Genomic DNA, 25,997 nt, shown 5'->3' on the forward strand with positions numbered 1-25,997 from the left:
CTGATAACAGAAAGCTTATCAGGCGTAGCCGCTCTCTCAGACTGTTTGCAAATTCCCCGTCCGCTTATCTTTTAAGAAGACCAGCATCAGCAGTAGCCAAAGAATACCGTTTGCCAGATTAAACAGGCTAAATAGCCCATTGCCGCCGCTTAACCAGGCGTGTTTACTGACTTCAATGCCAACGGTAAAAATCAGCATTTGTAGCATTCCCATCGCCGCCGAGACCGTTCCTTTACTCATATCGCTGGAAAAGAGCGTCAGACGCACCAGTCCGGCATTCGCCAGCCCAATGCCAAAAGCGTATACGCTTAATCCCGCCGTCATCCATAAATAAGCATGGGATGAAACCACCGTCGCCGCCGCGGCGATGATCAGCCCCGCGACGATAGGCCAGCCGCCCATCACGATCAGCGAGCGAACCGTACGTCGGGAGGTTAAACGCGCTAACACCAGATTACCGGCAATGAGCGCGCCAAAAACGGGCACCTGCAGCAGACCATATTCATAGCTGCTGAGCTGTTCGCCGCTAATGATGATAATCGGCGACTGCGCAATCCAGGCCAACAGCGGCAGGCTGACAAATCCCAGCGCTAACGCCCCTGCGACGAACCGCCGGTTTTTTATCACCAGTCGATAATCCCGGCCCAGCGCCTTAAATGACAGCGTTTCGCCCCGCCGCGTGGCGGTCTCCGGCATTGCGCGCTGTAGCCCGAAAAAGGCGATAGCGGCCAGTGCGGCAAATAAAATAAACATCCCCTCCCACGGCAGAACATGCACCCATGCCGCCCCAACCAGTGGTCCCAGTAGCGGCGCGATTAACGCCACGTTCGCCATCAGCGCGGTAATTTTTATACACACCGCCTCCTCAAAGGACTCCTGAATCGCGGCATACCCTACAGCGCCGATAAAACACAGGCTAATCCCTTGCAAAAAACGCAGGAAAGTAAATTGTTCGATGTTTTTCGCCAGTAACGTCGCCAGGCAGGTGACAATAAACCACACGACGCCCGCCAGCATCACGGGACGACGGCCAATCCGGTCAGACAACGGGCCAAGCAGCCACTGTAAGAACATACCGCCCGCCAGATAAGCGGTCATGGACGTCGGAACCCAGTCCAGGCCCGCCTGATACTGCTCAACCACCGCCAGCATACCCGGCTGGATCATGTCGTTGCCAATATAAGTAGAAAATTCGTACAGCACCAGACAGAGAGGAAAAAGCAGCGCCTGACGTCCCAGCCTGCCGCCTGATTGTAAACGATTCTGCATACCATCTCTTCGCCAATAAAAACCGCGCAGAGTGTAATGAAAGTCGGGGAACTGAGATAGCGAATTATGAGGCTGCAAGGGAAATAGCGCACATTTTTACAGAAAGCCACTTAGCGCTTGCATACTTTAAGGTTAATTTAAGTTTGCGCCGTTATCATCAACGTTATTTTATGCCATTGTCTTAAATCTCTTCATGTTGCCGCCAAATAAGACAATACTGCTTTTCCTCTCTGTTACGCTGCATTTATGCTCAGTTTGCACGGGGATGAGCTGGCTATCCCTTTTGATTTCATTGCTCCGAGCCTGGATGTTATGCTGGAAAACCTTAACAACTCGCTGTTTTATTTTATTAACGCCACGCCTGATTCCGCGCAGTGGACGATTTCGCTCGCTATCTTTATCGCCAAAGATGTCATCAACATCGTCCCGCTCTTAGCCGTTGTACTCTGGCTGTGGGGGCCCCGCGATCGGGTCTGCGCCCAGCGTCAGCTGATCGTTAAAATCGGCATCGCGCTGATTATCAGTCTGGCGGTCTCCTGGACAATGGGACACCTTTTCCCGCACGACCGTCCGTTTGTCGATCATATCGGCTATAACTTCCTGCATCATGCCGCCGATGACTCGTTCCCCAGCGATCACGGTACGGTGATTTTTACCTTTGCGCTGGCGTTTTTGTTCTGGCACCGCCTCTGGTCAGGCATCGTGATGATGGCGATAGCCATGACCATCGCCTGGTCGCGCGTCTATCTCGGCGTACACTGGCCGTTAGATATGATTGGCGCGCTGCTGGTAGCGATGCTTGGCTGCCTGAGCGCACAGCTGATCTGGCAATGGTACGGCGCGCCGCTCTACCAGGCGCTGCAACGTTGTTACCGTTTCTGTTTCGCATTGCCCATTCGAAAAGGCTGGGTACGTGACTAACCAGCGAAAAAAAGAGTAATATTAAGCGCTCTGTATGGTGCGGAGCGCTTATTTAACTCTCCAGGGGAACTATGGAAACGCGACGCGACGAGCGTATTGGTCAATTGCTGCAGGCCTTAAAACGCAGCGATAAACTTCATCTTAAAGAAGCCGCGACCCTGTTGGGCGTCTCTGAAATGACCATTCGTCGCGACCTGAACCATAAAAGCGCGCCTGTCGTGTTGCTGGGCGGCTATATCGTACTGGAGCCCCGCAGCGCCAGCCATTATCTGTTAAGCGATCAAAAATCTCGTCTGGTGGAAGAAAAACGCCGAGCCGCTCAGTTGGCTGCGGGCCTGGTACAAGCCCATCAGACGGTATTTATTGACTGTGGCACCACCACGCCGTGGATCATTGAAGCCATTGATAATGACCTTCCCTTTACGGCGGTGTGCTATTCACTTAATACCTTTCTGGCGCTGCAGGACAAACCCCATTGCCGCGCCATCCTCAGCGGCGGGGAGTTTCACGCCAGCAACGCCATTTTCAAACCGCTTGATTTCCATGAAACGTTAAACAATATTTGTCCGGATATCGCGTTTTATTCCGCCGCTGGCGTTCATACCAGTAAAGGCGCTACCTGCTTTAATCTGGAAGAGCTGCCGGTAAAACATTGGGCAATGACAATGGCACAGTGCCATGTACTGGTGGTGGATCACAGTAAATTCGGCAAGGTACGTCCGGCGCGGATGGGGGAATTATCACGCTTTGATACGATTATCAGCGACCGCCGTCCCGATGAGGCCTTTGTGGCCTACGCTAAAGCGCAACAAATTACTCTGATGTATTAACCGCCCGTAGCCGGATGCGACGCGCACCCGGCAACGGAGTTATTTTACGAGAACCAACTGCCAAACCACTGATGGAGTTTCATCAGCACAAAATCCCACATCCGGCTGAAAAATCCCCCCTCCTCGACGTTTTCCATCACCATTAACGGGCGTTGCTCAATGGATTTTCCGTTAAGCTGGAAATCGATGGTGCCGACAACCTGCCCTTTCTTCAACGGCGCCGTGAGCTGTGGTTCGTTCAACGTAAAGCTGGCCTTCAGGTTTTTAAGCTGCCCACGCGGAATCGTCACAGACCCCGCATCGCCCGCCCCCAAATTGACCTCACGCTTATCGCCAAACCAGACCCGTTGCGTCACGAATGTCGCGTCAGGTTTAATCGGCGTGACCGTTTCAAAGAAGCGGAAACCCCAGGTCAGCAGTTTTTCTGACTCATTAAAACGAATACGGTCCGTTTTCGCCCCCAGCACGACAGAGATCAGGCGCATATCGCCCTGAGTGGCGGAGGCGACAAGGTTATACCCAGCGCCAGCCGTTGTCCCCGTTTTCATGCCGTCGACATGCAGATTGGTACTCCACAACAGGCGGTTGCGGTTTGGCTGACGAATATTATTAAAAGTAAATTCTTTCTCTTTATGAATGGCGTATTCGTCAGGCACATCGTGAATCAAGGCCTTGCCGAGCAGCGCCATATCGCGAGCGGTACTGAACTGCCCTGGCGCATCAAGGCCGTGTACCGTCTGGAAGGTTGTATTGGTTAACCCCAGTCGTTTCGCATAGGCGTTCATCAGGCCGATAAAGGACTCCTGGCTTCCGGCGACGTAGTCGGCAAGCGCGATACAGGCATCGTTACCTGACTGAATGATGATGCCTTTATTAAGATCCGCAACCGACACCTGATCGCCTGGCTTCAGAAACATCACCGACGACCCACGTAGCGCCGGGTTCCCCGTCGCCCAGGCATCTTTGCCCACCGTCACCATATCGGTCAGCTTGATTTTCCCTGCCTTCAGCGCCTGGCCCACCACGTAGCTGGTCATAATTTTTGTCAAACTGGCAGGGTCGAGTTTCTCATCGGCGTTGCCTTCCGCCAGTACTTTACCGCTGGCGTAATCCATTAAGATCCAGGCTCGCGCATCAACGCCCGGCGGCGCGATCGTTTGTTCCTCTGCCTTTACAGGCGAAGCGAAAAGGAATAAGAGAACCGAACCTGCCGCGAGGCTACGAAGGGAAGAAGCGTATTGCGTCATAGTACCACCCGAGTATCCATTCCAAAAACACACGTCACACCACCGTGTAATAAGTGCGGTGAGTAATAACGCACTCACGACGTTAAAGAAACCGTAACTTGGTAAAGTTTTTAAAGTTTATGCAATAACATCCCGTTACGCTTCCTTCATAACGATTTTTTTACAGACCATTGTGTAAATGTTAGGTTTATCTCACGGTAGGCCGATTACTGTCATCATCCTGATAAAACGGAAGGGGTAAATATGATTACGCTGTGGGGCCGGAACAACTCGACTAATGTTAAAAAAGTGTTGTGGACGCTTGAAGAGCTGGAACTGCCATACGATCAAATTCTGGCAGGCGGAAAATTCGGCGTTAACCAGGATGCCGACTATCTGGCGATGAATCCTAATGGGCTGGTGCCGCTGCTTAAAGATGATGAAACCGACCTGTTATTGTGGGAATCCAATGCCATTGTCCGCTATCTGGCGGCGCAATACGGCCAGAACCGGCTATGGGTTGATAATCCGGCGCGGCGTGCGGAGGGCGAAAAATGGATGGACTGGGCGAATCAAACGTTAAGCCCGGCGCACCGCGTGATCCTGATGGGACTGGTCAGAACCCCGCCGGAAAAACGCGACCAGGCGGCAATTGAAGCTGGTATCGAAAAGTGTGATGGCCTGTTTGCGCTTCTTGATGATGCGCTGGCCCACCAGCCGTGGTTCTCAGGGGATAACTTTGGCACCGGCGATATCGCCATTGCGCCTTTCGTCTATAACCTGTTGAACGTGGGTCTGAAGTGGACGCCGCGCCCGAATCTGGAACGCTGGTATCAACAGCTTACCGAGCGCCCTGCTTTTCGCAAAGTGGTGATGATCCCAGTCACCTAACGCGTAGCCGCGGCCTCAAGTGAAGGACTTACCTTGAGTAACTGCCCGTCGGACTCATCGGTTAACACATATAAGTAGCCGTCAGGTCCGACACGCACATCGTAGATACGTTGCTTTCTGTCACTCAAAATACAGTCTTCTTCCGTCACCGTATTGCCATTGACGCGCATCACAATAACCTCTTTATCTTTTAGCGCGCCGATAAACAGTTTATGCCGTCACGGCACAAAAACGTCGCTGATATAAAGGCCATCCCGCTAATTGCCGGAGAATCCTTCCAGTAGTAAACCGACTGCTCCGTTCCTTCGACAATTTCACCTTTGGTTTCCGGCACTTTCAGACCACTATAGTTGACGCCCCATGTGGCCAGCGGCCAGCCATAATTTTTGCCTTTTTTCGGTATGTTAATTTCATCGCCGCCGCGCAGACCGTGTTCATGCAGCCATAGCGCGCCGCTCCAGGGATTGACTGCCAGTCCCTGCGGATTACGAATACCGGCATTGTACATGGCAAGATCAACAACCTGCTCTTTCATGCCGGGCTGACAGGCGCGGTATTCATAGTCGACCTGAAAGCTGCGGCAACATGCCTGACAGCGGTAATGCTGGTGCCCTGCACTCCCCGGACCATACTTTTTAACGGGTGCCGTTTGCGCGCAAAACGGGCATTTCACATCGACTTTAGCCATCATAAATCCTGCGATAAAAGTCGGTATTCGAAACGATAATCACCGATTGAATACATGATCGTTTTCTGGGGATTTCACTGCATGTCATGATGGTTTACTCCTGCGATGAATAAGAGAACGGCGTTTAACCGTAAAATCAACATGCAGCGGGTCGAGAATAAAGATTATTAACGGAGTGATACCGACTTGAATCCGCCAAGTACTTTTTAGAGTATGTTCCATTCTTCGCGCCGGAATCCCTGAGTAATAGCCTGTCTGATCTAAAATGGAGATCAGAAAAATATGACACAAGCTGTTGCATAACATGGATAAAATGGGTAGTCATGCAAGCGAGATAAGACAATGAATGTATTCATTACTGATGCTGGTCGCTTATCGTGGTTACAGTGTGATCCTTTTTGCTCCGCTGGTAGCACTTGGCGCAGTTCTGTTCACCCGTCCAGTGACGGTCGCCCCGGTTTTCAGTGATATATTTATGGATAAGTTGATCGGTTTTGTAAAACTTTATTTTCCTGTCTTTCTGCTGGGTGCAGTATTTGGCAAGCTGATTGAATTTGCTGGTTTTTACTACTCAATTGTCAGTGCTGTGACCTGTATGGTGGGCCAGAACAAAGCCATGCCGATGATTATTCTTGTATGCGCTTTATTGACCTATGGAGGCGTATCATTGTTTGTGGTGGCGTTTGCCAATCTGTTCTTTACTTGGCTGATTCCACATATTTACGGTGATCAGTTTATGATAAATCTGCCGGGGCTGAAAAAACCGCTGTAAACGGGTTAACCTGATGACCACGGGGAGCAGGTATTAGCATCTACGTTACAACGGTTCCGACAATATGTCTGACCTGACCCCCTGTCAGCGGTCACCAGCGTCCTACCAGATCCGCCCCGGATCATGGTAGGGCGGTGACACCGTCAGCCTACATTTTGTAGTTATCTCGACGTGACAGGAATTCGGATAGGCCGAAATACTCAGTCTGACTGAGTCTATAAAAAAGCAGCACACTGTATTATACGTTAATTATGAGCCACAACGATGCACTTTGATATAAAAGATTTAAAATTATTCCTTGCTATCAGTGAAGAAGGGAGCATAACACGTGGAGCGGAAAAAACTTACATGTCTGCCGCATCTGGTAGCGTGCGTATACGTAATCTTGAACAGAGTATCAATCTGAGATTGCTGTATCGTAGTAGCAAGGGGATAACGTTATCCTCTGCTGGTGAAACATTTAAACACCACGCCAGCCTTATTGTGAATCAGATGGAAATGTTACGTAGCGATATGCAGGAGCATGTTAAAGGCATCAAAGGACATGTCAGAATATTTTCCAGTATAACTGCTATTGCAGAGTATCTCCCCCCATTGTTGAGCCATTTCCTTACACTATATAACGATGTGAATATTGATCTCAGGGAGTATCCAAGTCCGGAAATTGTACGTTCTGTTATTGAGGGGAAAACTGATCTCGGAATTGTTGCTGGTAATATTACAACAGATAATCTTGAAATACTGCCGTTCCGTACTGATAGGCTAGTGCTTATCACCGCGACAGACCATCCCTTTGCTGACAGAAAAAGCGTGACCTTTCATGAATTAATTCAATATGAACAAATCAGCCTGCCTGAAGGGACAGGAATGTTTGAATTTATCCGAAAAAAGGCAGAACTAGTACCATCTAAACTGAAAATTAGAATACAGGTCGGCAACTTTGAAACATTTTGCCGTATGGTTGAAGCAAAAGTGGGCATTGGTATAATGCCTCACTCTGCTGCATCCCGTTTGCGTCAGTTGCATGAATTTTCGATTATTGATCTTGATGAATTTTGGTCATTAAGAAAATTACAAATCTGCGCCAGAAGCTTTGACAAATTACCCGGCTTCACACAAAAACTGGTTACTATGCTCACAGCTCAGAATGAGTGATAGCGTTACATCCCTGTATAATTTGGTCCGTTGCCACCTTCAGGCGTAGTCCAGGTTATATTTTGTTTAGGATCTTTAATGTCACAAACTTTACAGTGAATACAGTTCTGTGAATTTATTTGCAGACGCATGTTTTGTGTTTCACTATCCTGTAAAAATTCATATACTCCGGCAGGGCAATATCGTTCTTCGGGGCCACCATAAATATCCAGATTAATGGATATAGGGATATTCTGATCACTGATTTTCAAATGTACTGGCTGGTCGTCATCATGCCAGGTGTTACTGAGATAGACGGATGACAAAATATCAAACGTCAGTTTACCGTCAGGTTTGTCGTACAGTTTTTTCTGGCTTTTGTTGGCCGGTTGCAGAGTGATATTGTCCGGTCGGTTATTTTTTACACGCCAGGGGATTTTTTTTATACCCATTCGGGGAAGCAGCCAATGCTCAATGCCAGTCATGATAAAACCTATCACACGCCCTTTTTTAAACCAGGGTTTGAAATTACTACCATTTTCCAGTTCCTGCCAAAGCCAGCTCTGTCGCAGTAATGTTTGATATTCTGTCAGTATGTCGTTTTTCCTGTTGTCCAGCAAAGCATTAAATATAGCGTCAGCCGCTATCATGCCACTTTTGATAGCTGTATGGATGCCCTTGATTCTACTTGCATTGAGCGTACCGGCATTACAACCAATCAGCAGACCACCAGGTAAACAGGGATCAGGCATAGACGCAATCCCGCCGTTATTGATTGCTCTTGCGCCATAACCAATACGCTTACCCCGGTCAATGTATTTGCGTATAGAAGGGTGTGTTTTCAGGCGCTGCATTTCCTGAAAAGGGCTTAACCAGGGATTTGAATAATCAAGTCCCACAACCAAACCTAGTGCAATTTTATTATCATTAAGATGATAGAGAAACCCACCCCCGAACGACTCTTTATCCAGAGGCCAACCTGTGGTGTGAATTACAAGCCCCGGATGGGACTGGTCTGATGGAACCTCCCACAACTCTTTTATGCCTATGCTAAAACTCTGGGGTGCTTTGCCTGTATCAAGATGAAATTTTTTGATCAGTTCTTTAGCCAGACTACCGCGGGCCCCTTCGGCAAAAATTGTATATTTTGCCAGAATTTCTATTCCACTCTGGAACCCCTCTTTCTTGCTGCCATCCCGATGACGTCCCATATCACCAGTTACTACACCGATAATGTTAGTATCCTGATCATACAGTATCTCAGTTGCCGAAAAGCCTGCATAAATATCCACGCCTGACGTTTCTGCCTGACCGGCGAGCCATTTAATGAGATTACCGAGGCTTACGATAAAGTTTCCATGGTTGCGAAAATTATCAGGAATCAATGCATCCGGCAAATTAATACATTTTTCATTCGTCAGTAACAGTAATTTATCCTGAGTAACAGGCTGTTTAATGGGTGCGCCTCTTTCCTGCCAATCAGGAATTAGTTCATTCAGCGCTCGGGGATCCATGACTGCCCCACTGAGAATATGAGAACCAGGCTCAGCTCCTTTATCAAGGACGATAATGGACAGTTCTTTTCCTGCATCATTTGCCTGTAATTTAAGTTTAAGAGCTGCAGATAATCCGGCGGGTCCTGCTCCCACAATAAGAACATCACATTCTATTGTCTCACGTGATTGCTGGGTATTAGAAAGTGTATCGTTCATTATTAACTCCTTAATTTTTCAGCACCGTAGGAACAGCTATATTATGTAAATAAAATTGCATTCATATTGTAACCAATGAAATAAATATCATAGTGATAAAACAGATGAAATGGTATAGGAATGTTCAACCTTAGAAAAAGGTGCCTATAAGACTATATAGCCAGTTATCAACTATTAAAAAAATGTCGGTGATGATGAAGCATTCCATAACATTTATATTTAGCTTTCTCCCTCAGATGAAAAAGAATATACACAAATCATTTTTAAGCCGTTCATCATAATTGCAGGAAAAGTCCCTGTTTTCTTGGCATTCTATTATAGTTACCCGCGAGAAATAATCAGCCAACTGTCGGGTACAGAAGGGAGTGGCAATGACATGTTCAATCGAGACTATAATGACTCCGGACAGAGGTAACTGTTTCATAATATTTTTCCAATTGATTTGACATCAGAATGAACGTGGCATCTCCAGCACATGCTCAGCGATATAGCTCAGGATCAGGTTGGTAGATATGGGAGCAACCTGATATAAACGTGTTTCTCTAAACTTTCGTTCGATATCATACTCACAGGCAAAACCATATCCACCATGAAATTGCAGGCAGGCATTGGCTGCTTCCCAGCTGGCTTTCGCAGCAAGGTATTTCGCCATATTAGCCTGTGCTCCACAATCAAGATGCTGATCAAAAAGCTCGCACGCTTTAAAACGCATCAGATTAGCCGCTTCCACTGCAATAAATGCTTCTGCAATAGGAAACTGCACCCCCTGGTTCTGACCAATGGGACGACCAAAAACCTCACGCTCGCAGGTATAGCGGGTAACACGATCCATAAACCAATATCCATCGCCTATACATTCTGCCGCAATCAAGGTACGCTCTGCATTTAAACCATCAAGTATGTAATGAAAACCCATACCCTCTTCACCAATAAGATTTTCTTCGGGAATTTCCAGGTTGTCAAAAAAGAGCTCGTTGGTTTCATGATTGACCATATTGGGAATAGGTCGTACTGTCATTCCATTTTTCATAGCTTCTTTAATATCAACCATGAAAATAGACATCCCTTCGGATTTACGTTTTACATTTGCAAGCGGAGTAGTTCGAACCAGAAGAATCATCCAGTCTGAATGTTGAACACGTGAAATCCAGACTTTTTGTCCGTTTATCACATACCGGTCTTCTCTTTTTACAGCTGTAGTTTTAATTCTGGTGGTATCTGTACCTGCTGTGGGTTCTGTGACGCCCATCGACTGCAGGCGCCATTCACCAGTAGCTATCCGTGGCAGCCAGAATTCTTTCTGTTTATCGGATCCATGACGTAACAACGTATTCATGTTATACATCTGACCATGGCAGGCTCCAGAGTTTCCACCCGATCTATTGATCTCTTCCATGATAATAGATGCTTCAGTTAAACCAAGCCCTGACCCTCCAAATTCCTCCGGGATGAGCGCAGCCAGCCAACCAGCTTTGGTTAGTTTATTAACAAACTCTTCAGGATAGGCTTTTGCTTCATCTATCTTACGGTGATATTTATCATCAAATTCACTACATAATGAACGAACCGCATCACGAATATCCTGATATTTATCCCTTTCAATACTTTTCATAATTTTTTCCTCAATAAACCAGCGCCAACAGGGGGTAGAAAATGACCTTTTATCGGATGACCATCAGCAGATAGATCTGACTGGCGGTCGACAGGAAGAAAATAGAGCCAGTGCCATAATTCTGGCAGAACGCCCCCCCCCTCTTTAAAGATTTTGATGTCTTTATCCAGAGTGGCGGCCAGCAGCTTAGCGGGACCGGGGTTAAGATAATCGGTGTTGCGCAGAATGCCAGGCTGCCAAATTTGAATATCAGTATATTGCATAAAAGTTACCTTTAAGGAGGAAAAAATATGATTTATAATTTATCGATAAGTTCAGGTACAGCTTTGAAAATATCAGCTACCAAACCATAATCCGCAATAGAAAAGATAGGAGCGTCAGGATCCTTATTAATAGCGACAATGACGCCTGACTCTTTCATCCCGGCAAGATGTTGTATGGCGCCAGAAATTCCCAGAGCAATATAAAGTTGAGGCGCAACGATTTTTCCGGTCTGGCCAATCTGATAATCATTTGGTGCATAACCAGCATCTACAGCAGCCCGGCTTGCCCCCACGGCAGCGCCTAATTTATCTGCCAGGTTATCAACAAGTTCTTTGAATGCCTGTGCACTTCCTACTCCTCGTCCACCTGATACTACAACTCTGGCGGATTGTAAGTCTGGACGGTTACTTTTATTAACATGTTGGCTAATAAATTTTACCTGATCTGAACCAAGAACAACCTCTGTAAATTCAATGGGGGCTTTTCCCTCATCTTCCGCAACCGCAGCCGCAAATGAGGTAGGACGAACAGTTATTACTTTACATTCATCATCACTGTGTACTGTGGCAATAGCGTTACCCGCATAGATTGGACGTTCAAAGGTATGTTGATCAATGACACGCGTAATATCACTAATCTGAGATACATCAAGTTTTGCTGCTAAGCGTGGCGCACAGTTTTTTCCAAAAGAGCTTGCAGGAAAAAGAATGGACTGATAATGATTTTTCCCACTATTCAAAAAATAGCTGATCTGTTTTTCCACATTCTCTGCCAGAAGGTGTTCGAATAGTGGGCTGTCAGCAACAAATACAGTGGATATTCCCTGAATATGACTGGCTTTAACTGCAATACTTTCTATACCATATCCTAACATAAGTATATCTATATCACTATTAATGGCTTTTGCCGCAGTGATAGTACTGAGTGTTGAAGGTAAAAGAGTATTGCCGTTATGTTCAGCAATAACTAAAGAAGCCATATTTTTCTCCTTAAATTACTTTTTCTTCGTTTTTTAATTTATCTAGCAGTGTGTTAATATCTGGAACGATTATGCCTGCTTTCCTTCTTGCTGGCTCATCAACTTTGATAATAGTCAATCTGGATGACGGGTTAATACCAAGTGAATCGAAATCTATCTCCTTAACAGGTTTCTTTTTGGCTTTAATAACATTCGGCAAACTGATATTCCTCGGTGTATTCAGACGTAGATCTGTAGTGAGTACTGCAGGCAGGGATAAATTTAACGTTTCTAATCCTCCATCAACCTCACGAACAGCAGTTAATGAATTATCAGAAATAGTAATTTCACTAACATTAGTGGCTTGGGGAAGATCGAGTAATGCTGCCAGCATTTGGCCTACCTGATTACAATCATCGTCAATAGCTTGCTTGCCTAATAATATAATATCGGGTTTTTCATTCCGGGTAATAGCGGTGATAGTTTTGGCCACAATTAGTGGTGTAAGAGAGTTTTTTGTTAATATGTGTATTGCCCTGTCTGCCCCTGCTGCCAGTGCTGTACGCAATACGTCCCCTACACCTGTGTTTCCTATAGACACTACAACAACCTCACTGATTAATCCCCGTTCTTTTAAACGTACTGCTTCTTCAACTGCAATTTCATCAAATGGATTGATACTGAGTTTTGAATCAGAAATATCAACATCAGAATGATCTCGCTTTATTCTAATTCTAACGTTATGATCGACAACTTGTTTTACACAAACTAAAGCTTTCATTGGTGACTCCTTCATATATTTACTAAATGCTATGAGCCAAAATCCTTTTTGCTTTTTCCAGTAACGGTTTATCCACCATTTGCCCTTCATGACTGAACGCTCCATGGGGATATTGAGCCAGTCGCATAATCTGGGGAACCCACTCGATTTCTTGTTTTAAATAGCTGAATGCTCTGTTTACATGTGAAATTTGTGGAGGGTGAATACATACCTTGCCACTGAACCCCATTTTACAGGAGTGAATAGCATTTTGTATTGTCAACTCGTTTTTCATAAATTCAGTTGTGATACCGTCAACAGAAGGATATGATCCAGCCAGGCGTGAAGTTATTACAATTTTTGCACGTACAGCAATCAGTACTTTTTCATCATTACTCATGAAATTCAGAGCATTTTCTCTGGCAATTATTTTTTTCTCAGATGACACCGCATTTTCTAAATCAAGGATTACGCTATCAGCACAACTGCTATTTGCTTTTTCAAATCGTTCAGGTTGGTCCCCCGTAACGAAAAGAAAAAACCGTTCTAACGTTTGCATTCTCGTCTCTCATTTGAATGGAGCATCTGATAATTCAATATATCTTAAAAAAATAATTTTCTGAATTAGCTTTTATCTAACCCCCCATTAAAATTGGTTCAGGTTCGCTGATAACAGAAAGAAACATGTAATTTATTGTTACAATAACAAAGATAAAAATAAAATTTAATTATTTGATATAAATAACGTTTCAGAATAGTAAACGGCCGACATTCCGTACCTGTTTCAGGAGTGAATTCGACTATACCGTTCCCTAAGAACATCAACGATTGTCTGGTGAACCGAATTTAGTCACCTTTGGCGGAAAACAGGCTGGCATATAGGAGAGCATGACAACCCGGGTCATTCCCTCCGTGATTTTTTAGTAACACGCTGAAAAAGTATCTGAAACTTCATTCTGCAAGTGAGACTTTCCCCGAAGTCGATCGATACGTTTTATCTTGTGCCTGACCGATGCTACTCCTGACAAATCACGCCCAATACTGAATAAGTGTAAGAGATGCACCGTTAATCACTACACTGGTAGCCTCAATCAGAGATTGACGGCGGTAAAGGTGCAAAGGCTCCAGTATATTTTTAAAGGATTTTTGGCATAATGAACGAGCAGGCATAGTGATGATTTCCTTGAAAGTGTTAGCGCAATCAATTAGATCACATAACACTATGCCTGTCCTGGTTTGCTGGGGATTCCTCAGGAGTCGCCTCCCCCTTGTTCAGACCTGTATAAGCGGTGAATGTGCTTTCAGACTCTGAATACTCAGCGTCAAAGTTGTCAGACAGTTTTCAAGTTTATCTGCGTTGACGGCAATAAAGGTCGGACAATCATGGTGTCCGCTCATTAAACAAACGGCGGCGGCTGCAAGCGCGCCTTCGGCACGGCGCAGCGCGTTCCACTCTTCCTGATCGAGATGCAGTCCCTGCCGTAAAGCGTGATCGTGGAGCTCGCGATTCAGTTCAAAAAAATTGTCACGCAGAGTGTCACTTTCGCTGACTGACATATACCCCTTCGCTTTTCGCAATTGCAGATAAGCGGCAAGATCGATACGCGCGTTTATCAGCTTGTTGAGAAGATCGGTTCTCAGTCTGTCAACGACCATACCTTTTTTCCTCCTCTTTTCTACCAGGGTTCAACTTAATAGTATGGTCGTTTTTTAGACAAAGGGGTGTCAGAGATCAAGAATTTTCTTAGAATTGCCCTTTTTCACCTTTTGCTGATAACCACAACGGTTGATGCCGCCGCTCCCGATGAGATTGCGATACAATTTTTGTTCGGATATCTGTAGAATCCCTGCCCTGACCATTCCAATAAATGAACACTTTTTAAGCTATGAGTAATGTAACCCACCAGCCAAAGATCGGCTTCGTTTCCCTGGGCTGTCCGAAAAACCTCGTTGATTCGGAACGCATCCTGACTGAGCTGCGTACCGAAGGCTATGACGTTGTGCCACGCTATGACGATGCGGATATGGTTATCGTTAATACCTGTGGCTTTATTGACAGCGCGGTACAAGAGTCACTGGAAGCCATTGGCGAAGCGCTGAACGAAAACGGTAAGGTAATCGTCACCGGCTGCCTGGGCGCAAAAGAAGATCAGATCCGCGAAGTGCATCCGAAAGTACTGGAAATCACCGGGCCGCATAGCTATGAGCAAGTTCTGCAGCACGTACATCATTACGTACCGAAGCCGAAGCACAATCCATTTTTAAGCCTCGTACCAGAACAGGGTGTAAAACTGACGCCGCGCCATTATGCGTATCTGAAAATTTCTGAAGGCTGTAATCACCGCTGCACGTTCTGCATCATCCCGTCGATGCGCGGGGATCTGGTCAGCCGCCCGATTGGCGACGTATTAAGCGAAGCGAAACGTCTGGTTGATGCCGGGGTCAAAGAGATTCTGGTGATTTCGCAAGATACCTCCGCCTACGGCGTAGATGTGAAGCACCGCACCGGATTCCATAATGGCGAACCGGTGAAAACCAGTATGGTGAGCCTGTGCGAGCAGTTATCAAAACTGGGCGTCTGGACACGTCTGCACTACGTCTACCCCTACCCACACGTTGATGATGTGATTCCGCTAATGGCGGAAGGCAAAATCCTGCCTTATCTGGACATTCCGCTGCAACATGCCAGCCCGCGGATTCTTAAACTGATGAAACGTCCCGGTTCCGTTGACCGCCAGTTGGCGCGCATTAAGCAGTGGCGCGAAATCTGCCCGGAACTGACCCTACGCTCCACCTTTATTGTCGGCTTCCCCGGCGAAACGGAAGAAGACTTCCAGATGCTGCTCGACTTCCTGAAAGAAGCGCGCCTCGATCGTGTAGGCTGCTTCAAGTACAGCCCGGTGGAAGGCGCAGGCGCGAATGAGCTGCCGGATCAGGTGCCGGAAGAGGTGAAAGAAGAGCGCTGGAACCGCTTTATGCAACTGCAACAGCAAATCTCCGCTGAGCGCTTGCAGGAAAAAGTGGGCCGCGAAATTCTGGTGATCGTCGATGAGGTTGACGAAGAAGGCGCTATCGGGCGTAGCATGGCGGATGCGCCGGAAATTGACGGCGCGGTCTATTTGAACGGTGAAACCAACGTCAAGCCGGGCGATATCGTGCGCGTGAAAGTGGAAAACGCCGACGAATATGATTTGTGGGGCAGCCGGGTTTAACGCCACCTCCCCCGGCGCGGGTGCCGGATGTGTTATCCCGCCTGGCGAGCCCGTTCCAGGCCCGCCAGGCGTCAACGCCACCGGGCTGGCTTACCCCTTAATCTTCGGGTCCAGCGCATCGCGCAACCCGTCGCCTAACAGGTTAAACGCCAGCACAGTCAGGAAAATCGCCACCGCCGGGAAGAGCGCTACGTGCGGCGCGATGACCATATCCGCCCGCGCTTCATTGAGCATCGCTCCCCACTCCGGCGTTGGCGGCTGCGCGCCTAATCCGAGAAATGACAGGCTTGCCGCGGAAATAATTGACGTACCGATACGCATCGTAAAGAAAACCACAATTGACGAGACCGTTCCCGGCAAGATATGGCTAAACAAAATCGTCGTGTCGCTGGCGCCGATACTGCGGGCAGACTCAATAAACGTCTGCTGTTTTAAGACCAGGGTATTTCCGCGCACCAGACGAGCAAACGCCGGAATAGAAAAAATCGCCACCGCAACGATCACATTAGCAATACCGCTGCCTAACACCGCCACAACGGCAATCGCCAGCAAAATGCCGGGGAAGGCGAACAGCACATCGCAAATGCGCATAATAAAACGATCCCACCAGCCTTCATAATATCCCGCCAGCAATCCCAACACCGTACCAATTATCGCGCCGATAAATACCGCGAACACGCCCGCCGCCAGTGAGATCTGCGCGCCAACGAGAACCCGGCTAAAGATGTCTCTTCCCAGCGAGTCAACGCCAAACCAGTGCTGCAAAGAGGGGCCATTGTTCAGGCTATCGTAGTCAAAATAGTTTTCCGCATCGTAGGGCGTCAGCCAGCGGGCAAAAATCGCCACCAGAATTAACGCCAGTACGAATCCCCCGGCGACCAACGCGACATGCTGGCGGCGAAAACGACGCCAGAACTCCCGCCACGGCGTGCGTATCTGGTCGGGTTTTACCACCGGCATAGCATGTAAAATCGCCTGACGGCGCCAGTTAAATAATCGCATCCTTACTTATACCTGATAGCCGGATTAATGGCGGCATAGAGGACATCCACCACTAAGTTGATAAGAATAAATTCCAGAGAAAACAGCAGCACTTCCGCCTGAATCACGGGGTAGTCGCGCATGTCGACGGAGTCGACCAGTAACCGCCCAAGCCCCGGCCAGTTAAACACTTTTTCAACGACGATCGATCCGCCAAGCAGAAAGCCAAATTGCAGTCCCATCATGGTGACGACCGGGATCATTGCATTGCGCAGGCCATGTTTTAACACCACCCACGTTTCACTGACGCCTTTCGCCCGCGCGGTCCTCATGTAATCCTCGCTCAGCACATCGACAAACGAGGAGCGCGTAAAACGCGCCATGACGGATGCCACCGCCGCACCAAGCGTCAGGGAGGGTAAAATATAATGTTGCCAGCTATCCGCCCCCACGGTCGGTAGCCAGCCCAGATCCACGGAAAAAATCTGCATTAACAACATTCCCAGCGCAAAAGCCGGGAAAGAAATGCCGGTCACGGCAAGCGTCATTCCTACCCGGTCAGGCCAGCGATTACGCCACACGGCGGCGGCGATGCCGATCGCCATGCCAAACAGCACCGCCCATATCATACTGGTTATCGTCAGCCACAGCGTCGGCAAAAAGCGGCTGGCGATCTCCTCAGAAACCGGGCGGCGGGAAACCATTGACGTCCCGAAATCGCCTTGTAAAACATGGGTGATGTAATGCCAAAACTGGACATGAAGCGGCTGATCAAGCCCCAGCTGCTGACGAACCAGCGCGATCACCTGCGCGTCGGCTTCCGGTCCGGCTATCAGCCGCGCCGGGTCGCCGGGCAACAAATGAACAAATAAAAACACCAGCACTGCCACAATCAACAGCGTAGGAATTAATCCCAGCAGGCGCTTGAGAACATAGTTAAGCATCACACGAACCTTTTACCGGATGGCGGACAACGCGCGCGCCATCCAGCCCCATCGCATTACTTACTTCAAATCCGCATCGTCAAAGCTGAAACCGGTATCCGGCATAATCCAGAAACCGGTCAAATTTTTACTGTGCGCAGAAACCAATTTCTCCACCACCAACGGTATCCAGGGCGACTCTTTCCAGATAATATCCTGCGCCTCTTTGTACAATCGTGTTTTCTCCTGCGGATCGTTGGTCTTTAAGGCCGCCGCCAAATCGCTGTCGACCTGCTTGTTGCTGTAAAAAGCGGTATTAAACTGCGTCGGCGGCCAGTTTTGTGATGCGAAGAGCGGCGATAACGCCCAGTCAGCTTCGCCCGTCGACGCCGACCAGCCGGTATAGAACATTCGCACGCCGCTCTCTTTTTGCCCTTTGCCCTCGACTTCCGCGGCGCGCTGGCCGGCGTCCATCGCGGTTATCCGGGCTTTAATGCCAATCTGCGCCAGTTGCTGTTGGGTAAACTGCAACACTTTTTGCGCGGTGCTATGGTTGTGCGATGACCACAGCGTGGTACTGAAACCGTCTGGATACCCCGCCTCTTTCAACAGTTCGCGCGCTTTAGCCGGATCATAGGGCCATGGCTGATAGCTTTGCGCATAGGCTATCGACGGCGGCACCACGCCCGTCGCCGGCGTGGCGTATCCGGCAAACGCCACTTTAACCAGCGCCTGACGATTGATAGCGTAATTCAACGCCTCACGCACCTTAGGATTATCAAACGGCTTCTGCGTCACATTCATACTGATATAACGCTGCATAATGGACGGGCTGGCGACCAGTTCGAGGTTTTTATTTTTCGCCAATAACGCGGCCTGCTCATAAGGGATAGGAAAAGCAAATTGCGCTTCGCCGGTTTGCAGCATCGCCGCGCGGGTATTGTTGTCAGTAACCGGACGCCAGGTAATAGAATCCAGCTTGGGTAAGCCCTGCTGCCAGTAACCGGCGAACTTCTTCACTTTGACAAAGTCGGTCTGATTCCAGGTTTCAAGCTGGTATGGACCGGTACCGACCGGATGAAAACCAATATCCTTGCCATATTTTTCCAGCGCTTGCGGCGAGATCATCGCCGTCGCCGGGTGTGCCAGAATATTAATGAAAGCGGAGAACGGCTGTTTCAGGGTAATTTTTACCGTTGCCGGATCGACGACCTCCGTTTTTGCGATATTTTTATACAGGTTATAACGCTTGAGGTGGTTATCCGGATTGCTGGCGCGATCGAGATTCGCTTTCACCGCCGCCGCATCAAAATCCGCGCCGTCCTGAAATTTCACCCCCTGCCGTAGGGTAATGGTGTAGGTCAGACCGTCATCAGAAACGGTATAGCCTTTCGCCAGGACGTTTTTTACCTTCATGTCTTTATCCAGGCCAAACAGCCCCTGATAAAATGACTTCGCCACCGCCTGCGAGAGCGTATCGTTAGCGTCATACGGATCGAGCGTGGTGAAATTAGACCCTACCGCCACCACCACATCTTTGGCCGCCAGGGCCGGAAAAGCCGCAATGGATGAGGCCAGTCCCAGCGCCGCCAGCCATTTATGCGTAATAAATTGCGTCATGTTGTTCTCCTGAAACCCTGCCTGTCTGAATGTTATAAGCGCGAGAGCGCATTATCCTGCAGCGGCCGCGCAACATAATGTCCCGGCCCGACCAACTGTAATGAAACGGCGGGCGTCTCTTCGCCACGTTTATGAATATTGCTGGGTATATCATCTGATAGCAGAACGCGCCGCGGCCGGTGTCTGGAGGGATCGGCAACCGGCACCGCCGCCATCAATTTACGCGTATAAGGATGCTGAGGATTTTCAAAAACGGCGCGCCGCGGCCCCATCTCAACAATTTGACCAAGATACATCACCGCCACGCGATGGCTAATTCGCTCCACGACCGCCATATCATGCGAAATAAACAGGTAGGCGATCCCCATTTCCCGTTGTAAATCGAGCAGTAAATTAATGATCTGCCCGCGAACGGAAACATCCAGCGCGGAGACCGCCTCATCGGCAATAATCACTTTAGGATTCAATGCCAGCGCGCGAGCTATGCAGATGCGCTGACGTTGACCGCCGGAAAACTCGTGCGGATAACGCCAGGCATGTTCAGGACGTAATCCGACACGCTCAAGCAACCAGGCCACGCGCTTTGCCGCAGCGTCCCCCTGCCCCAGGCCATGAATCCGTAAAGGTTCCATAATGGAATACCCCACGGTCTGGCGCGGGTCGAGCGAGGCGTAAGGGTCCTGGAAAATACATTGAATATCGCGGCGCAACGGCTGGAGTTTACCCGCAGACAGCGTGTCAATGCGCTGGCCGTTAAAGATAATCTCCCCCTGCCGGGATTCAACCAACCGCAGCAGCGCGCGTCCGGTCGTCGATTTTCCGCTACCGGACTCGCCCACCAGCGATAGCGTTTCGCCCGGCCAGAGATCGAAACTGATATTCTCAACGGCATGAACTTCACGCGTAATGCGGTTAAAGAGACCGCTACGCAGCGGGAATCGCGTCACCAGCCCCCGAACCTGAAGAATAGGCTCGCCTTCCACCACCGTGTCTTGCTCAATCTGCGATTCATAAAGGGCCGGTTCGTCAGCGGAAATCAACGGGAAACGGCGTGGCAGCGAGTGGCCGCGCATCGCGCCAAGCTGAGGGACGGCGGCCAGCAACGTTTGGGTATAAGGATGCGTCGGCGCATGGAAAATCTGCTCTACGCTGCCGGTTTCCACGGCCTCGCCTTGATACATCACCAGCACGCGATCGGCAATATCCGCCACGACGCCCATGTCGTGGGTGATAAAAATCACGCCCATCGACATCTCTTGCTGCAACACTTTGATAAGTTGCAGAATTTGCGCCTGGATAGTGACATCCAGCGCCGTGGTGGGTTCATCGGCAATCAATACCGCCGGACGGCAGGATAGCGCCATCGCGATCATGACTCGCTGGCGCATCCCGCCGGAAAGCTGATGCGGATAACGCGATAAAATCGCCTGCGACTCCGGGATCCGTACCTGATCGAGCATACGTTTCGCTTCCGCCAGCGCCTCTTCGTGGCTGGCCCCCTGATGCAAACGAATAGATTCGGCAATTTGCTCGCCAACGGTAAATACCGGGTTGAGCGAGGTCATTGGCTCCTGGAAAATCATGGCGATATCCGCGCCGCGCACACGCCGCATCTGCGCGTCACTCTGCTCAGACAACTCAATCACCTGGCGATTACGCCGACGCAACAGCATTTCGCCGCAGCGCACGTTCGCGCCCGACTGCTCAATCAGCCGCATTAACGCCAGCGCCGTCACCGATTTTCCCGAGCCCGACTCGCCGACAATCGCCAGAGTCTCTCCACGCTTCAGGCGTAATGACACATTACGCACGGCGTCTACCTGTTGCCCTTCGTGGTGAAACGCGATATTCAGGCCACTGACGGACAGAACATCGCGGCTATCCAGTTCATCGCTGTGCGGCACCTGCGGCTCCTTATTCCCGGTAAATTCCTGTGGTAGGCGTATCCCCGGCATATCCCCAGGCGCGATACATCCCTTCGCTGTTAAACGGCAACGCGACATTGCCTTCGTGATCAACGGCGATTAATCCACCGCTGCCGCCCAGCGCCGGTAATTTTTCCATCACCACGCGCTCACAGGCGTCGGCAAGGCTGAGTCCGCCATATTCCATCAATGCGGCGATATCGTAAGCCGCGAGCGTGCGAATAAAGACCTCTCCCGTTCCGGTACAGGAAACGGCGACGCTGGCGTTGTTGGCATAACACCCGGCGCCGACCAGCGGGCTGTCGCCGACGCGCCCGGGCAATTTATTGGTCATCCCGCCGGTAGACGTTGCCGCCGCCAGATTACCGAATTTATCCCGCGCCACTGCGCCGACTGTACCCATTTTTTTCGTTTCGTCCAGCGGCGCGCCGCTGTGATCGAGCGCCATTTCACCCGCCGCACGCGCCGCCAGCAATTGCTCGTAACGCGCCGGGGTGGAAAAGATATCCGGCGAAACGCGCGCCATCCCCTGTGAAAAGGCAAAATTTTCCGCCCCTTCCCCCACCATGAGTACATGCGGGCTGCGCTCCATCACCAGTCTGGCGGCGAGCACAGGATGGCGAACATGACTCACGCCCGCGACGGCTCCGGCCTTCAGGGTATTGCCGTCCATCACGCAGGCATCCAGTTCATGAGTTCCGTCTCGGGTATAGACCGCGCCGATACCCGCATTGAAGAGCGGACACGCTTCCAGCAGGCGCACCGCTTCCGTCACTACATCAAGCGCGCTGTCACCCGCTTCCAGCATCTTTTGCCCGCTTTCGACAATCTCTGACAGCGCCTGGATATAGCGTAGCTCCTGCTCATGGCTCATTTGCGCGCGAGCAATCGCGCCTGCGCCGCCGTGAATCGCAATCACTGCTTTATTCATTTTTAGGGTCCATTAACGGTGGCACACAACTTTTACTATAACTATCAGAATTGTTGTGAGTTATTCATTCGATTTTTGAATATAGAAAGATGCGTAAGGTATGTAAAGGCGCAAGGCCGTCTCTAAGACCGAGGTAGCATACTGCCCGCCTCTGTTTTCTGACATAATAGCCGGATTCGATTTTGCCTCGCAGGAGTATGTTCATGGAATTTTCCGCCGGATTGATGCCGCTTGAAACGGCGCTGACCCAGATGCTTTCACGTATTACCCCGCTCACCGCCGTAGAAACGTTGCCGCTGGTGAACTGCTTTGGCCGCATCCTGGCGACCGATATCGTTTCTCCCCTCGATGTCCCCGGCTTTGATAATTCAGCTATGGATGGTTATGCGGTACGTATGGCGGATTTGTCCGCCGATAAGCCGCTGCCCGTCGTCGGCAAAGCATTTGCCGGTCAGCCTTACCAGGGAGAGTGGCCTGCGGGCACCTGCATTCGCATTATGACCGGCGCCCCGGTGCCGACAGGTTGCGAGGCGGTAGTTATGCAAGAGCAGACGGAACAAACCGATGACGGCGTGCGTTTTACCGCCGATGTTCGTTGCGGACAAAACATCCGCCGCCGCGGCGAGGATATTCGCCAGGATGCGGTGGTCTTTCCGGCCGGTACGCGCCTGACTACTGCCGAACTGCCAGTGCTGGCGTCGCTGGGAATTGCCGATGCGCAGGTTGTACGTAAAGTGCGCGTAGCGCTGTTCTCGACCGGCGACGAGCTCCAGCTTCCGGGCCAGCCGTTGGAGGCGGGGCAAATTTATGACACTAACCGTCTAACTATACATTTGATGCTGCAACAGCTTGGCTGCGAAGTGATCAATTTAGGCATTATTCCTGACGATCCCGGTAAGCTTCGCGCCGCGTTTATCGACGCCGACAGCCAGGCCGATGTAGTGATAAGCTCCGGCGGCGTCTCGGTTGGTGAAGCGGACTATACCAAAACCATCCTTGAGGAGCTGGGCGAAATCGCCTTCTGGAAGCTGGCTATCAAGCCAGGCAAACCGTTTGCCTTCGGCAAACTCAGTAATAGCTGGTTCTGTGGCCTGCCGGGGAATCCAGTCTCTGCGGCGCTCACGTTTTATCAACTGGTTCAGCCTTTACTGGCGAAGCTTGGCGGCAACACGGCAAGCGCTGTACCGCCGCGCCAGCGTGTACGCACAGCATCTCGCCTGAAGAAAACGCCGGGGCGTCTCGATTTCCAGCGCGGCATTCTGCAACGTAGCGCCAACGGCGAACTGGAGGTCACGACCACCGGACACCAGGGTTCACATATTTTCAGCTCGTTTAGTCTGGGCAACTGCTTTATTGTGCTGGAGCGTGAACGCGGCAATGTTGAGCCGGGAGAATGGGTGGAAGTCGAGCCGTTTAATGCTCTGTTCGGAGGCCTGTAATGGCGGAACTTAGCGACCAGGAGATGCTGCGCTATAACCGACAAATTATTCTGCGCGGCTTCGATTTTGAAGGGCAGGAAGCGTTAAAAGATGCGCGGGTATTAGTGGTCGGGCTGGGCGGACTCGGCTGCGCGGCAACGCAGTATCTGGCCGGCGCTGGCGTCGGGCAACTGACGCTACTCGATTTTGATACCGTTTCCGTTTCCAATCTCCAGCGTCAAACCTTGCACAGCGACGCCACGGTCGGGCAGCCAAAGGTAGAGTCCGCCCGCGACGCGCTGGCGCGTATCAACCCGCATATTACCATTACGCCCGTTAACGCGCGGCTGGACGACGACGCTATGACCAGCCTGATTGCCGGGCATTCGCTGGTGCTGGACTGTACCGATAACGTTAGCGTACGTAATCAACTTAACGCCGGGTGCTATACCGCGAAAGTGCCGCTAATCTCCGGCGCGGCCATTCGTATGGAAGGACAAGTTACCGTCTTTACGTATCGGGAAAACGAACCCTGTTACCGCTGCCTGAGCCGTCTGTTTGGCGAAAACGCTCTGACCTGCGTAGAGGCAGGGGTGATGGCGCCGCTGATTGGCGTGATCGGTTCGCTACAGGCAATGGAGGCCATTAAGCTACTGGCGCATTACGGTCAGCCTGCCAGCGGAAAAATCGTCATGTACGATGCGATGACCTGTCAGTTCCGCGAAATGAAGTTGATACGCAACCCCGGCTGTGAAGTCTGCGGACAGTAGCCACTTTACGGATAAACATACCGAAGCACGGTTTATGGCCGTGCTGTATCAACAGATAATTACTGTCATCAGACGCAAAGCCAGCTTACCCAAGCTCCGACTGACGATCGGCTCAAGCAGCGCGGCATCATCTTAAACGCCATACCACAACCTCAAACCGTGATGTTGTACCTCATTTAACGCCTCTTTGTCAGAACCTCTCCATTCGTTGACGCACATCAAGATAACTTTCATTCGAAAGTAATTTAATCTTTATATGAAATAAGAGAGGCCGTTTATGATCTTCAATATTCAGCGCTATTCTACCCACGATGGCCCCGGTATCCGTACCGTAGTATTTCTCAAAGGCTGTTCGTTGGGCTGTCGCTGGTGCCAGAACCCGGAAAGCCGCGCCTGCGCTCAGGATCTGTTATACGATGCGCGGCTGTGTCTCGAAGGATGCGACCTGTGCGCGCAAGCCGCGCCGGACGTCATTGAGCGCGCGCTAAACGGCCTGCTCATCCATCGCGAGAAACTGACCGACGCCCATTTTTCCGTCCTGGCGCATTGTTGCCCCACACAGGCGTTAACCGTGTGCGGCGAAATAAAAAGCGTGGATGAAATCATGGCGACGGTACTGCGCGATAAACCTTTTTACGATCGCAGCGGCGGCGGTCTGACGCTTTCCGGCGGCGAACCGTTTATGCAGCCGGAGCTGGCGGCAGAGCTGTTTAAAGCCAGCCATGACGCCGGTATTCATACGGCGGTTGAGACCTGTCTGCATGTTCCATGGAAATACATTGCGCCCTCACTGCCTTATATCGATCTGTTTCTGGCTGATTTGAAACATGTCGCCGACGGGCCGTTTAAGCAGTGGACCGATGGCAGCGCCTCGCGGGTGCTGGAAAATCTCAGGAAACTCGCCGCCGCGGGCAAAAAAATGGTGATTCGCGTCCCGCTGATTCAGGGATTTAATGCCGATGAGGAGACCATTAAAGCCATTACCGACTTTGCCGCCGACGAACTGCACGTCGGGGAAATTCATTTTCTGCCCTACCACACGCTGGGCATCAATAAATACCACTTACTCAGTCAGCCCTATCATGCCCCGGATAAACCACTGGATGCACCGGCGTTACTTGATTTTGCCCAGAAGTACGCCTGCCAAAAAGGTTTAACCGCGACCCTACGAGGATAATTA

General features: G+C 50.1%; 23 protein-coding genes and 3 pseudogenes. 9 read left to right on the top strand and 17 right to left on the bottom strand.

Going from position 1 to position 25,997, the window contains the following annotated elements; translation table 11 throughout:
• Positions 1-36: 36 nt before the first annotated feature.
• Positions 37-1,269 carry an MFS transporter gene (locus HV477_RS04605; protein ID WP_001181284.1) on the bottom strand — a complete coding sequence of 411 codons (1,233 nt, stop codon included), beginning with the start codon at positions 1,267-1,269 and terminating at the stop codon, positions 37-39.
• 312 nt (positions 1,270-1,581) lie between these two features.
• Between HV477_RS04605 and ybjG the strand changes: the two genes are divergently transcribed.
• On the top strand, positions 1,582-2,190 hold the full coding sequence (gene ybjG / locus HV477_RS04610) for an undecaprenyl-diphosphate phosphatase (RefSeq protein ID WP_023181381.1): 609 nt from the start codon (positions 1,582-1,584) through the stop codon (positions 2,188-2,190).
• A 71-nt stretch (positions 2,191-2,261) separates the two neighbouring features.
• Complete coding sequence (gene deoR / locus HV477_RS04615; RefSeq protein WP_000450103.1) at positions 2,262-3,020, top strand: DNA-binding transcriptional repressor DeoR; 759 nt, start codon at positions 2,262-2,264, stop codon at positions 3,018-3,020.
• Between the two features lie 44 nt (positions 3,021-3,064).
• Here deoR and dacC read toward each other — a convergent pair whose 3' ends face one another.
• Positions 3,065-4,267 (bottom strand): serine-type D-Ala-D-Ala carboxypeptidase, encoded by a 1,203-nt coding sequence (gene dacC / locus HV477_RS04620; protein ID WP_000195712.1) that lies wholly within the window; start codon positions 4,265-4,267, stop codon positions 3,065-3,067.
• 243 nt (positions 4,268-4,510) lie between these two features.
• On the opposite strand from dacC, the gene HV477_RS04625 reads away from it, so the two are divergent.
• Positions 4,511-5,137 (top strand): glutathione S-transferase family protein, encoded by a 627-nt coding sequence (locus HV477_RS04625; protein ID WP_000631902.1) that lies wholly within the window; start codon positions 4,511-4,513, stop codon positions 5,135-5,137.
• On the opposite strand, the pseudogene HV477_RS28365 reads toward HV477_RS04625, so the two are convergent.
• Both HV477_RS28365 and HV477_RS28370 read right to left on the bottom strand, forming a co-directional pair.
• A pseudogene (locus HV477_RS28365) lies at positions 5,134-5,636 on the bottom strand (PQQ-dependent sugar dehydrogenase); the annotation flags it as partial. The gene HV477_RS04625 and the pseudogene HV477_RS28365 sit on opposite strands and share 4 nt — an antisense overlap.
• Positions 5,622-5,825, bottom strand: a pseudogene (locus HV477_RS28370) (IS1 family transposase); the annotation flags it as partial. The pseudogenes HV477_RS28370 and HV477_RS28365, both read right to left, overlap by 15 nt.
• Positions 5,826-6,171: 346 nt before the next feature.
• Between HV477_RS28370 and HV477_RS04640 the strand changes: the two are divergent.
• Together HV477_RS04640 and HV477_RS04645 are read left to right on the top strand one after the other, a co-directional pair.
• Positions 6,172-6,597 carry a GntP family permease gene (locus tag HV477_RS04640; RefSeq protein WP_000287110.1) on the top strand — a complete coding sequence of 142 codons (426 nt, stop codon included), beginning with the start codon at positions 6,172-6,174 and terminating at the stop codon, positions 6,595-6,597.
• Between the two features lie 264 nt (positions 6,598-6,861).
• Positions 6,862-7,752, top strand: coding sequence for a LysR family transcriptional regulator (locus HV477_RS04645; RefSeq protein WP_000545326.1), 891 nt, complete (start codon positions 6,862-6,864; stop codon positions 7,750-7,752).
• A gap of 5 nt (positions 7,753-7,757) precedes the next feature.
• On the opposite strand, the gene HV477_RS04650 is transcribed toward HV477_RS04645, so the two are convergent.
• The 8 genes and pseudogenes from HV477_RS04650 to bssR all read right to left on the bottom strand — a co-directional run bounded on the left by HV477_RS04650 (position 7,758) and on the right by bssR (position 14,693).
• A complete protein-coding gene (locus HV477_RS04650) occupies positions 7,758-9,443 on the bottom strand; it encodes an electron transfer flavoprotein-ubiquinone oxidoreductase (RefSeq protein ID WP_001000306.1) in 1,686 nt (561 codons plus the stop codon).
• 448 nt (positions 9,444-9,891) lie between these two features.
• Positions 9,892-11,055: an acyl-CoA dehydrogenase family protein gene (locus HV477_RS04655; RefSeq protein WP_000835399.1), complete on the bottom strand. Its 1,164-nt coding sequence runs from the start codon at positions 11,053-11,055 to the stop codon at positions 9,892-9,894.
• Positions 11,052-11,318 carry a hypothetical protein gene (locus HV477_RS04660; RefSeq protein ID WP_001539573.1) on the bottom strand — a complete coding sequence of 89 codons (267 nt, stop codon included), beginning with the start codon at positions 11,316-11,318 and terminating at the stop codon, positions 11,052-11,054. Before HV477_RS04660 ends, HV477_RS04655 begins: the two co-directional genes overlap by 4 nt.
• 32 nt (positions 11,319-11,350) lie before the next feature.
• Complete coding sequence (locus HV477_RS04665; RefSeq protein WP_079899229.1) at positions 11,351-12,298, bottom strand: electron transfer flavoprotein subunit alpha/FixB family protein; 948 nt, start codon at positions 12,296-12,298, stop codon at positions 11,351-11,353.
• Positions 12,299-12,308: 10 nt separating this feature from the next.
• Positions 12,309-13,058: an electron transfer flavoprotein subunit beta/FixA family protein gene (locus HV477_RS04670; RefSeq protein WP_001521753.1), complete on the bottom strand. Its 750-nt coding sequence runs from the start codon at positions 13,056-13,058 to the stop codon at positions 12,309-12,311.
• 22 nt (positions 13,059-13,080) lie between these two features.
• A complete protein-coding gene (locus HV477_RS04675; protein WP_001521476.1) occupies positions 13,081-13,596 on the bottom strand; it encodes a CoA ester lyase in 516 nt (171 codons plus the stop codon).
• Positions 13,597-13,921: 325 nt separating this feature from the next.
• Positions 13,922-14,207: pseudogene (locus HV477_RS28375) on the bottom strand (IS4 family transposase); the annotation flags it as partial.
• Positions 14,208-14,309: 102 nt separating this feature from the next.
• Positions 14,310-14,693: a biofilm formation regulator BssR gene (gene bssR, locus HV477_RS04680; protein ID WP_079899228.1), complete on the bottom strand. Its 384-nt coding sequence runs from the start codon at positions 14,691-14,693 to the stop codon at positions 14,310-14,312.
• Between the two features lie 230 nt (positions 14,694-14,923).
• Between bssR and rimO the strand changes: the two genes are divergently transcribed.
• A complete protein-coding gene (gene rimO, locus HV477_RS04685) occupies positions 14,924-16,249 on the top strand; it encodes a 30S ribosomal protein S12 methylthiotransferase RimO (RefSeq protein WP_000073317.1) in 1,326 nt (441 codons plus the stop codon).
• A 90-nt stretch (positions 16,250-16,339) separates the two neighbouring features.
• Here rimO and gsiD read toward each other — a convergent pair whose 3' ends face one another.
• Genes gsiD through iaaA form a run of 5 tightly spaced genes read right to left on the bottom strand, consistent with a single transcriptional unit; the run spans position 16,340 to position 22,629 of the window.
• Positions 16,340-17,251, bottom strand: coding sequence for a glutathione ABC transporter permease GsiD (gene gsiD, locus HV477_RS04690; protein ID WP_001236024.1), 912 nt, complete (start codon positions 17,249-17,251; stop codon positions 16,340-16,342).
• A gap of 2 nt (positions 17,252-17,253) precedes the next feature.
• Positions 17,254-18,174: a glutathione ABC transporter permease GsiC gene (gsiC, locus tag HV477_RS04695; RefSeq protein WP_000936066.1), complete on the bottom strand. Its 921-nt coding sequence runs from the start codon at positions 18,172-18,174 to the stop codon at positions 17,254-17,256.
• Between the two features lie 60 nt (positions 18,175-18,234).
• Entirely contained in the window at positions 18,235-19,773 is a 1,539-nt protein-coding gene (gsiB, locus tag HV477_RS04700) for a glutathione ABC transporter substrate-binding protein GsiB (protein ID WP_000191439.1), read from the bottom strand.
• Between the two features lie 32 nt (positions 19,774-19,805).
• The gene (gsiA, locus tag HV477_RS04705; protein WP_001120589.1) at positions 19,806-21,677 is read right to left on the bottom strand and encodes a glutathione ABC transporter ATP-binding protein GsiA; all 1,872 of its coding nucleotides are present in this window, start codon (positions 21,675-21,677) and stop codon (positions 19,806-19,808) included.
• A 10-nt stretch (positions 21,678-21,687) separates the two neighbouring features.
• Positions 21,688-22,629, bottom strand: coding sequence for a beta-aspartyl-peptidase (gene iaaA, locus HV477_RS04710; protein WP_001030503.1), 942 nt, complete (start codon positions 22,627-22,629; stop codon positions 21,688-21,690).
• A gap of 203 nt (positions 22,630-22,832) precedes the next feature.
• On the opposite strand from iaaA, the gene moeA reads away from it, so the two are divergent.
• From moeA to HV477_RS04725, 3 genes are all read left to right on the top strand, one after another.
• Positions 22,833-24,068, top strand: coding sequence for a molybdopterin molybdotransferase MoeA (gene moeA / locus HV477_RS04715; RefSeq protein WP_114063899.1), 1,236 nt, complete (start codon positions 22,833-22,835; stop codon positions 24,066-24,068).
• Entirely contained in the window at positions 24,068-24,817 is a 750-nt protein-coding gene (gene moeB / locus HV477_RS04720; RefSeq protein ID WP_000829278.1) for a molybdopterin-synthase adenylyltransferase MoeB, read from the top strand. Before moeA ends, moeB begins: the two co-directional genes overlap by 1 nt.
• A gap of 277 nt (positions 24,818-25,094) precedes the next feature.
• Positions 25,095-25,994, top strand: coding sequence for a glycyl-radical enzyme activating protein (locus tag HV477_RS04725; RefSeq protein WP_175064927.1), 900 nt, complete (start codon positions 25,095-25,097; stop codon positions 25,992-25,994).
• Positions 25,995-25,997: the final 3 nt, after the last annotated feature.

This window comes from Salmonella sp. SG203 (assembly GCF_013350575.1).
GTDB classification, from domain to species: Bacteria; Pseudomonadota; Gammaproteobacteria; order Enterobacterales; family Enterobacteriaceae; genus Salmonella; species Salmonella enterica.

Excerpts from the sequence above, each read along its gene's own strand:
- HV477_RS04605 (WP_001181284.1), bottom strand. The coding sequence starts at position 1,269 with ATGCAGAATCGTTTACAATCAGGCGGCAGGCTGGGACGTCAGGCGCTG.
- ybjG (WP_023181381.1), top strand. The coding sequence starts at position 1,582 with ATGCTGGAAAACCTTAACAACTCGCTGTTTTATTTTATTAACGCCACG.
- deoR (WP_000450103.1), top strand. The coding sequence starts at position 2,262 with ATGGAAACGCGACGCGACGAGCGTATTGGTCAATTGCTGCAGGCCTTA.
- dacC (WP_000195712.1), bottom strand. The coding sequence starts at position 4,267 with ATGACGCAATACGCTTCTTCCCTTCGTAGCCTCGCGGCAGGTTCGGTT.
- HV477_RS04625 (WP_000631902.1), top strand. The coding sequence starts at position 4,511 with ATGATTACGCTGTGGGGCCGGAACAACTCGACTAATGTTAAAAAAGTG.
- HV477_RS04640 (WP_000287110.1), top strand. The coding sequence starts at position 6,172 with ATGTATTCATTACTGATGCTGGTCGCTTATCGTGGTTACAGTGTGATC.
- HV477_RS04645 (WP_000545326.1), top strand. The coding sequence starts at position 6,862 with ATGCACTTTGATATAAAAGATTTAAAATTATTCCTTGCTATCAGTGAA.
- HV477_RS04650 (WP_001000306.1), bottom strand. The coding sequence starts at position 9,443 with ATGAACGATACACTTTCTAATACCCAGCAATCACGTGAGACAATAGAA.
- HV477_RS04655 (WP_000835399.1), bottom strand. The coding sequence starts at position 11,055 with ATGAAAAGTATTGAAAGGGATAAATATCAGGATATTCGTGATGCGGTT.
- HV477_RS04660 (WP_001539573.1), bottom strand. The coding sequence starts at position 11,318 with ATGCAATATACTGATATTCAAATTTGGCAGCCTGGCATTCTGCGCAAC.
- HV477_RS04665 (WP_079899229.1), bottom strand. The coding sequence starts at position 12,298 with ATGGCTTCTTTAGTTATTGCTGAACATAACGGCAATACTCTTTTACCT.
- HV477_RS04670 (WP_001521753.1), bottom strand. The coding sequence starts at position 13,058 with ATGAAAGCTTTAGTTTGTGTAAAACAAGTTGTCGATCATAACGTTAGA.
- HV477_RS04675 (WP_001521476.1), bottom strand. The coding sequence starts at position 13,596 with ATGCAAACGTTAGAACGGTTTTTTCTTTTCGTTACGGGGGACCAACCT.
- bssR (WP_079899228.1), bottom strand. The coding sequence starts at position 14,693 with ATGGTCGTTGACAGACTGAGAACCGATCTTCTCAACAAGCTGATAAAC.
- rimO (WP_000073317.1), top strand. The coding sequence starts at position 14,924 with ATGAGTAATGTAACCCACCAGCCAAAGATCGGCTTCGTTTCCCTGGGC.
- gsiD (WP_001236024.1), bottom strand. The coding sequence starts at position 17,251 with ATGCGATTATTTAACTGGCGCCGTCAGGCGATTTTACATGCTATGCCG.
- gsiC (WP_000936066.1), bottom strand. The coding sequence starts at position 18,174 with ATGCTTAACTATGTTCTCAAGCGCCTGCTGGGATTAATTCCTACGCTG.
- gsiB (WP_000191439.1), bottom strand. The coding sequence starts at position 19,773 with ATGACGCAATTTATTACGCATAAATGGCTGGCGGCGCTGGGACTGGCC.
- iaaA (WP_001030503.1), bottom strand. The coding sequence starts at position 22,629 with ATGAATAAAGCAGTGATTGCGATTCACGGCGGCGCAGGCGCGATTGCT.
- moeA (WP_114063899.1), top strand. The coding sequence starts at position 22,833 with ATGGAATTTTCCGCCGGATTGATGCCGCTTGAAACGGCGCTGACCCAG.
- moeB (WP_000829278.1), top strand. The coding sequence starts at position 24,068 with ATGGCGGAACTTAGCGACCAGGAGATGCTGCGCTATAACCGACAAATT.
- HV477_RS04725 (WP_175064927.1), top strand. The coding sequence starts at position 25,095 with ATGATCTTCAATATTCAGCGCTATTCTACCCACGATGGCCCCGGTATC.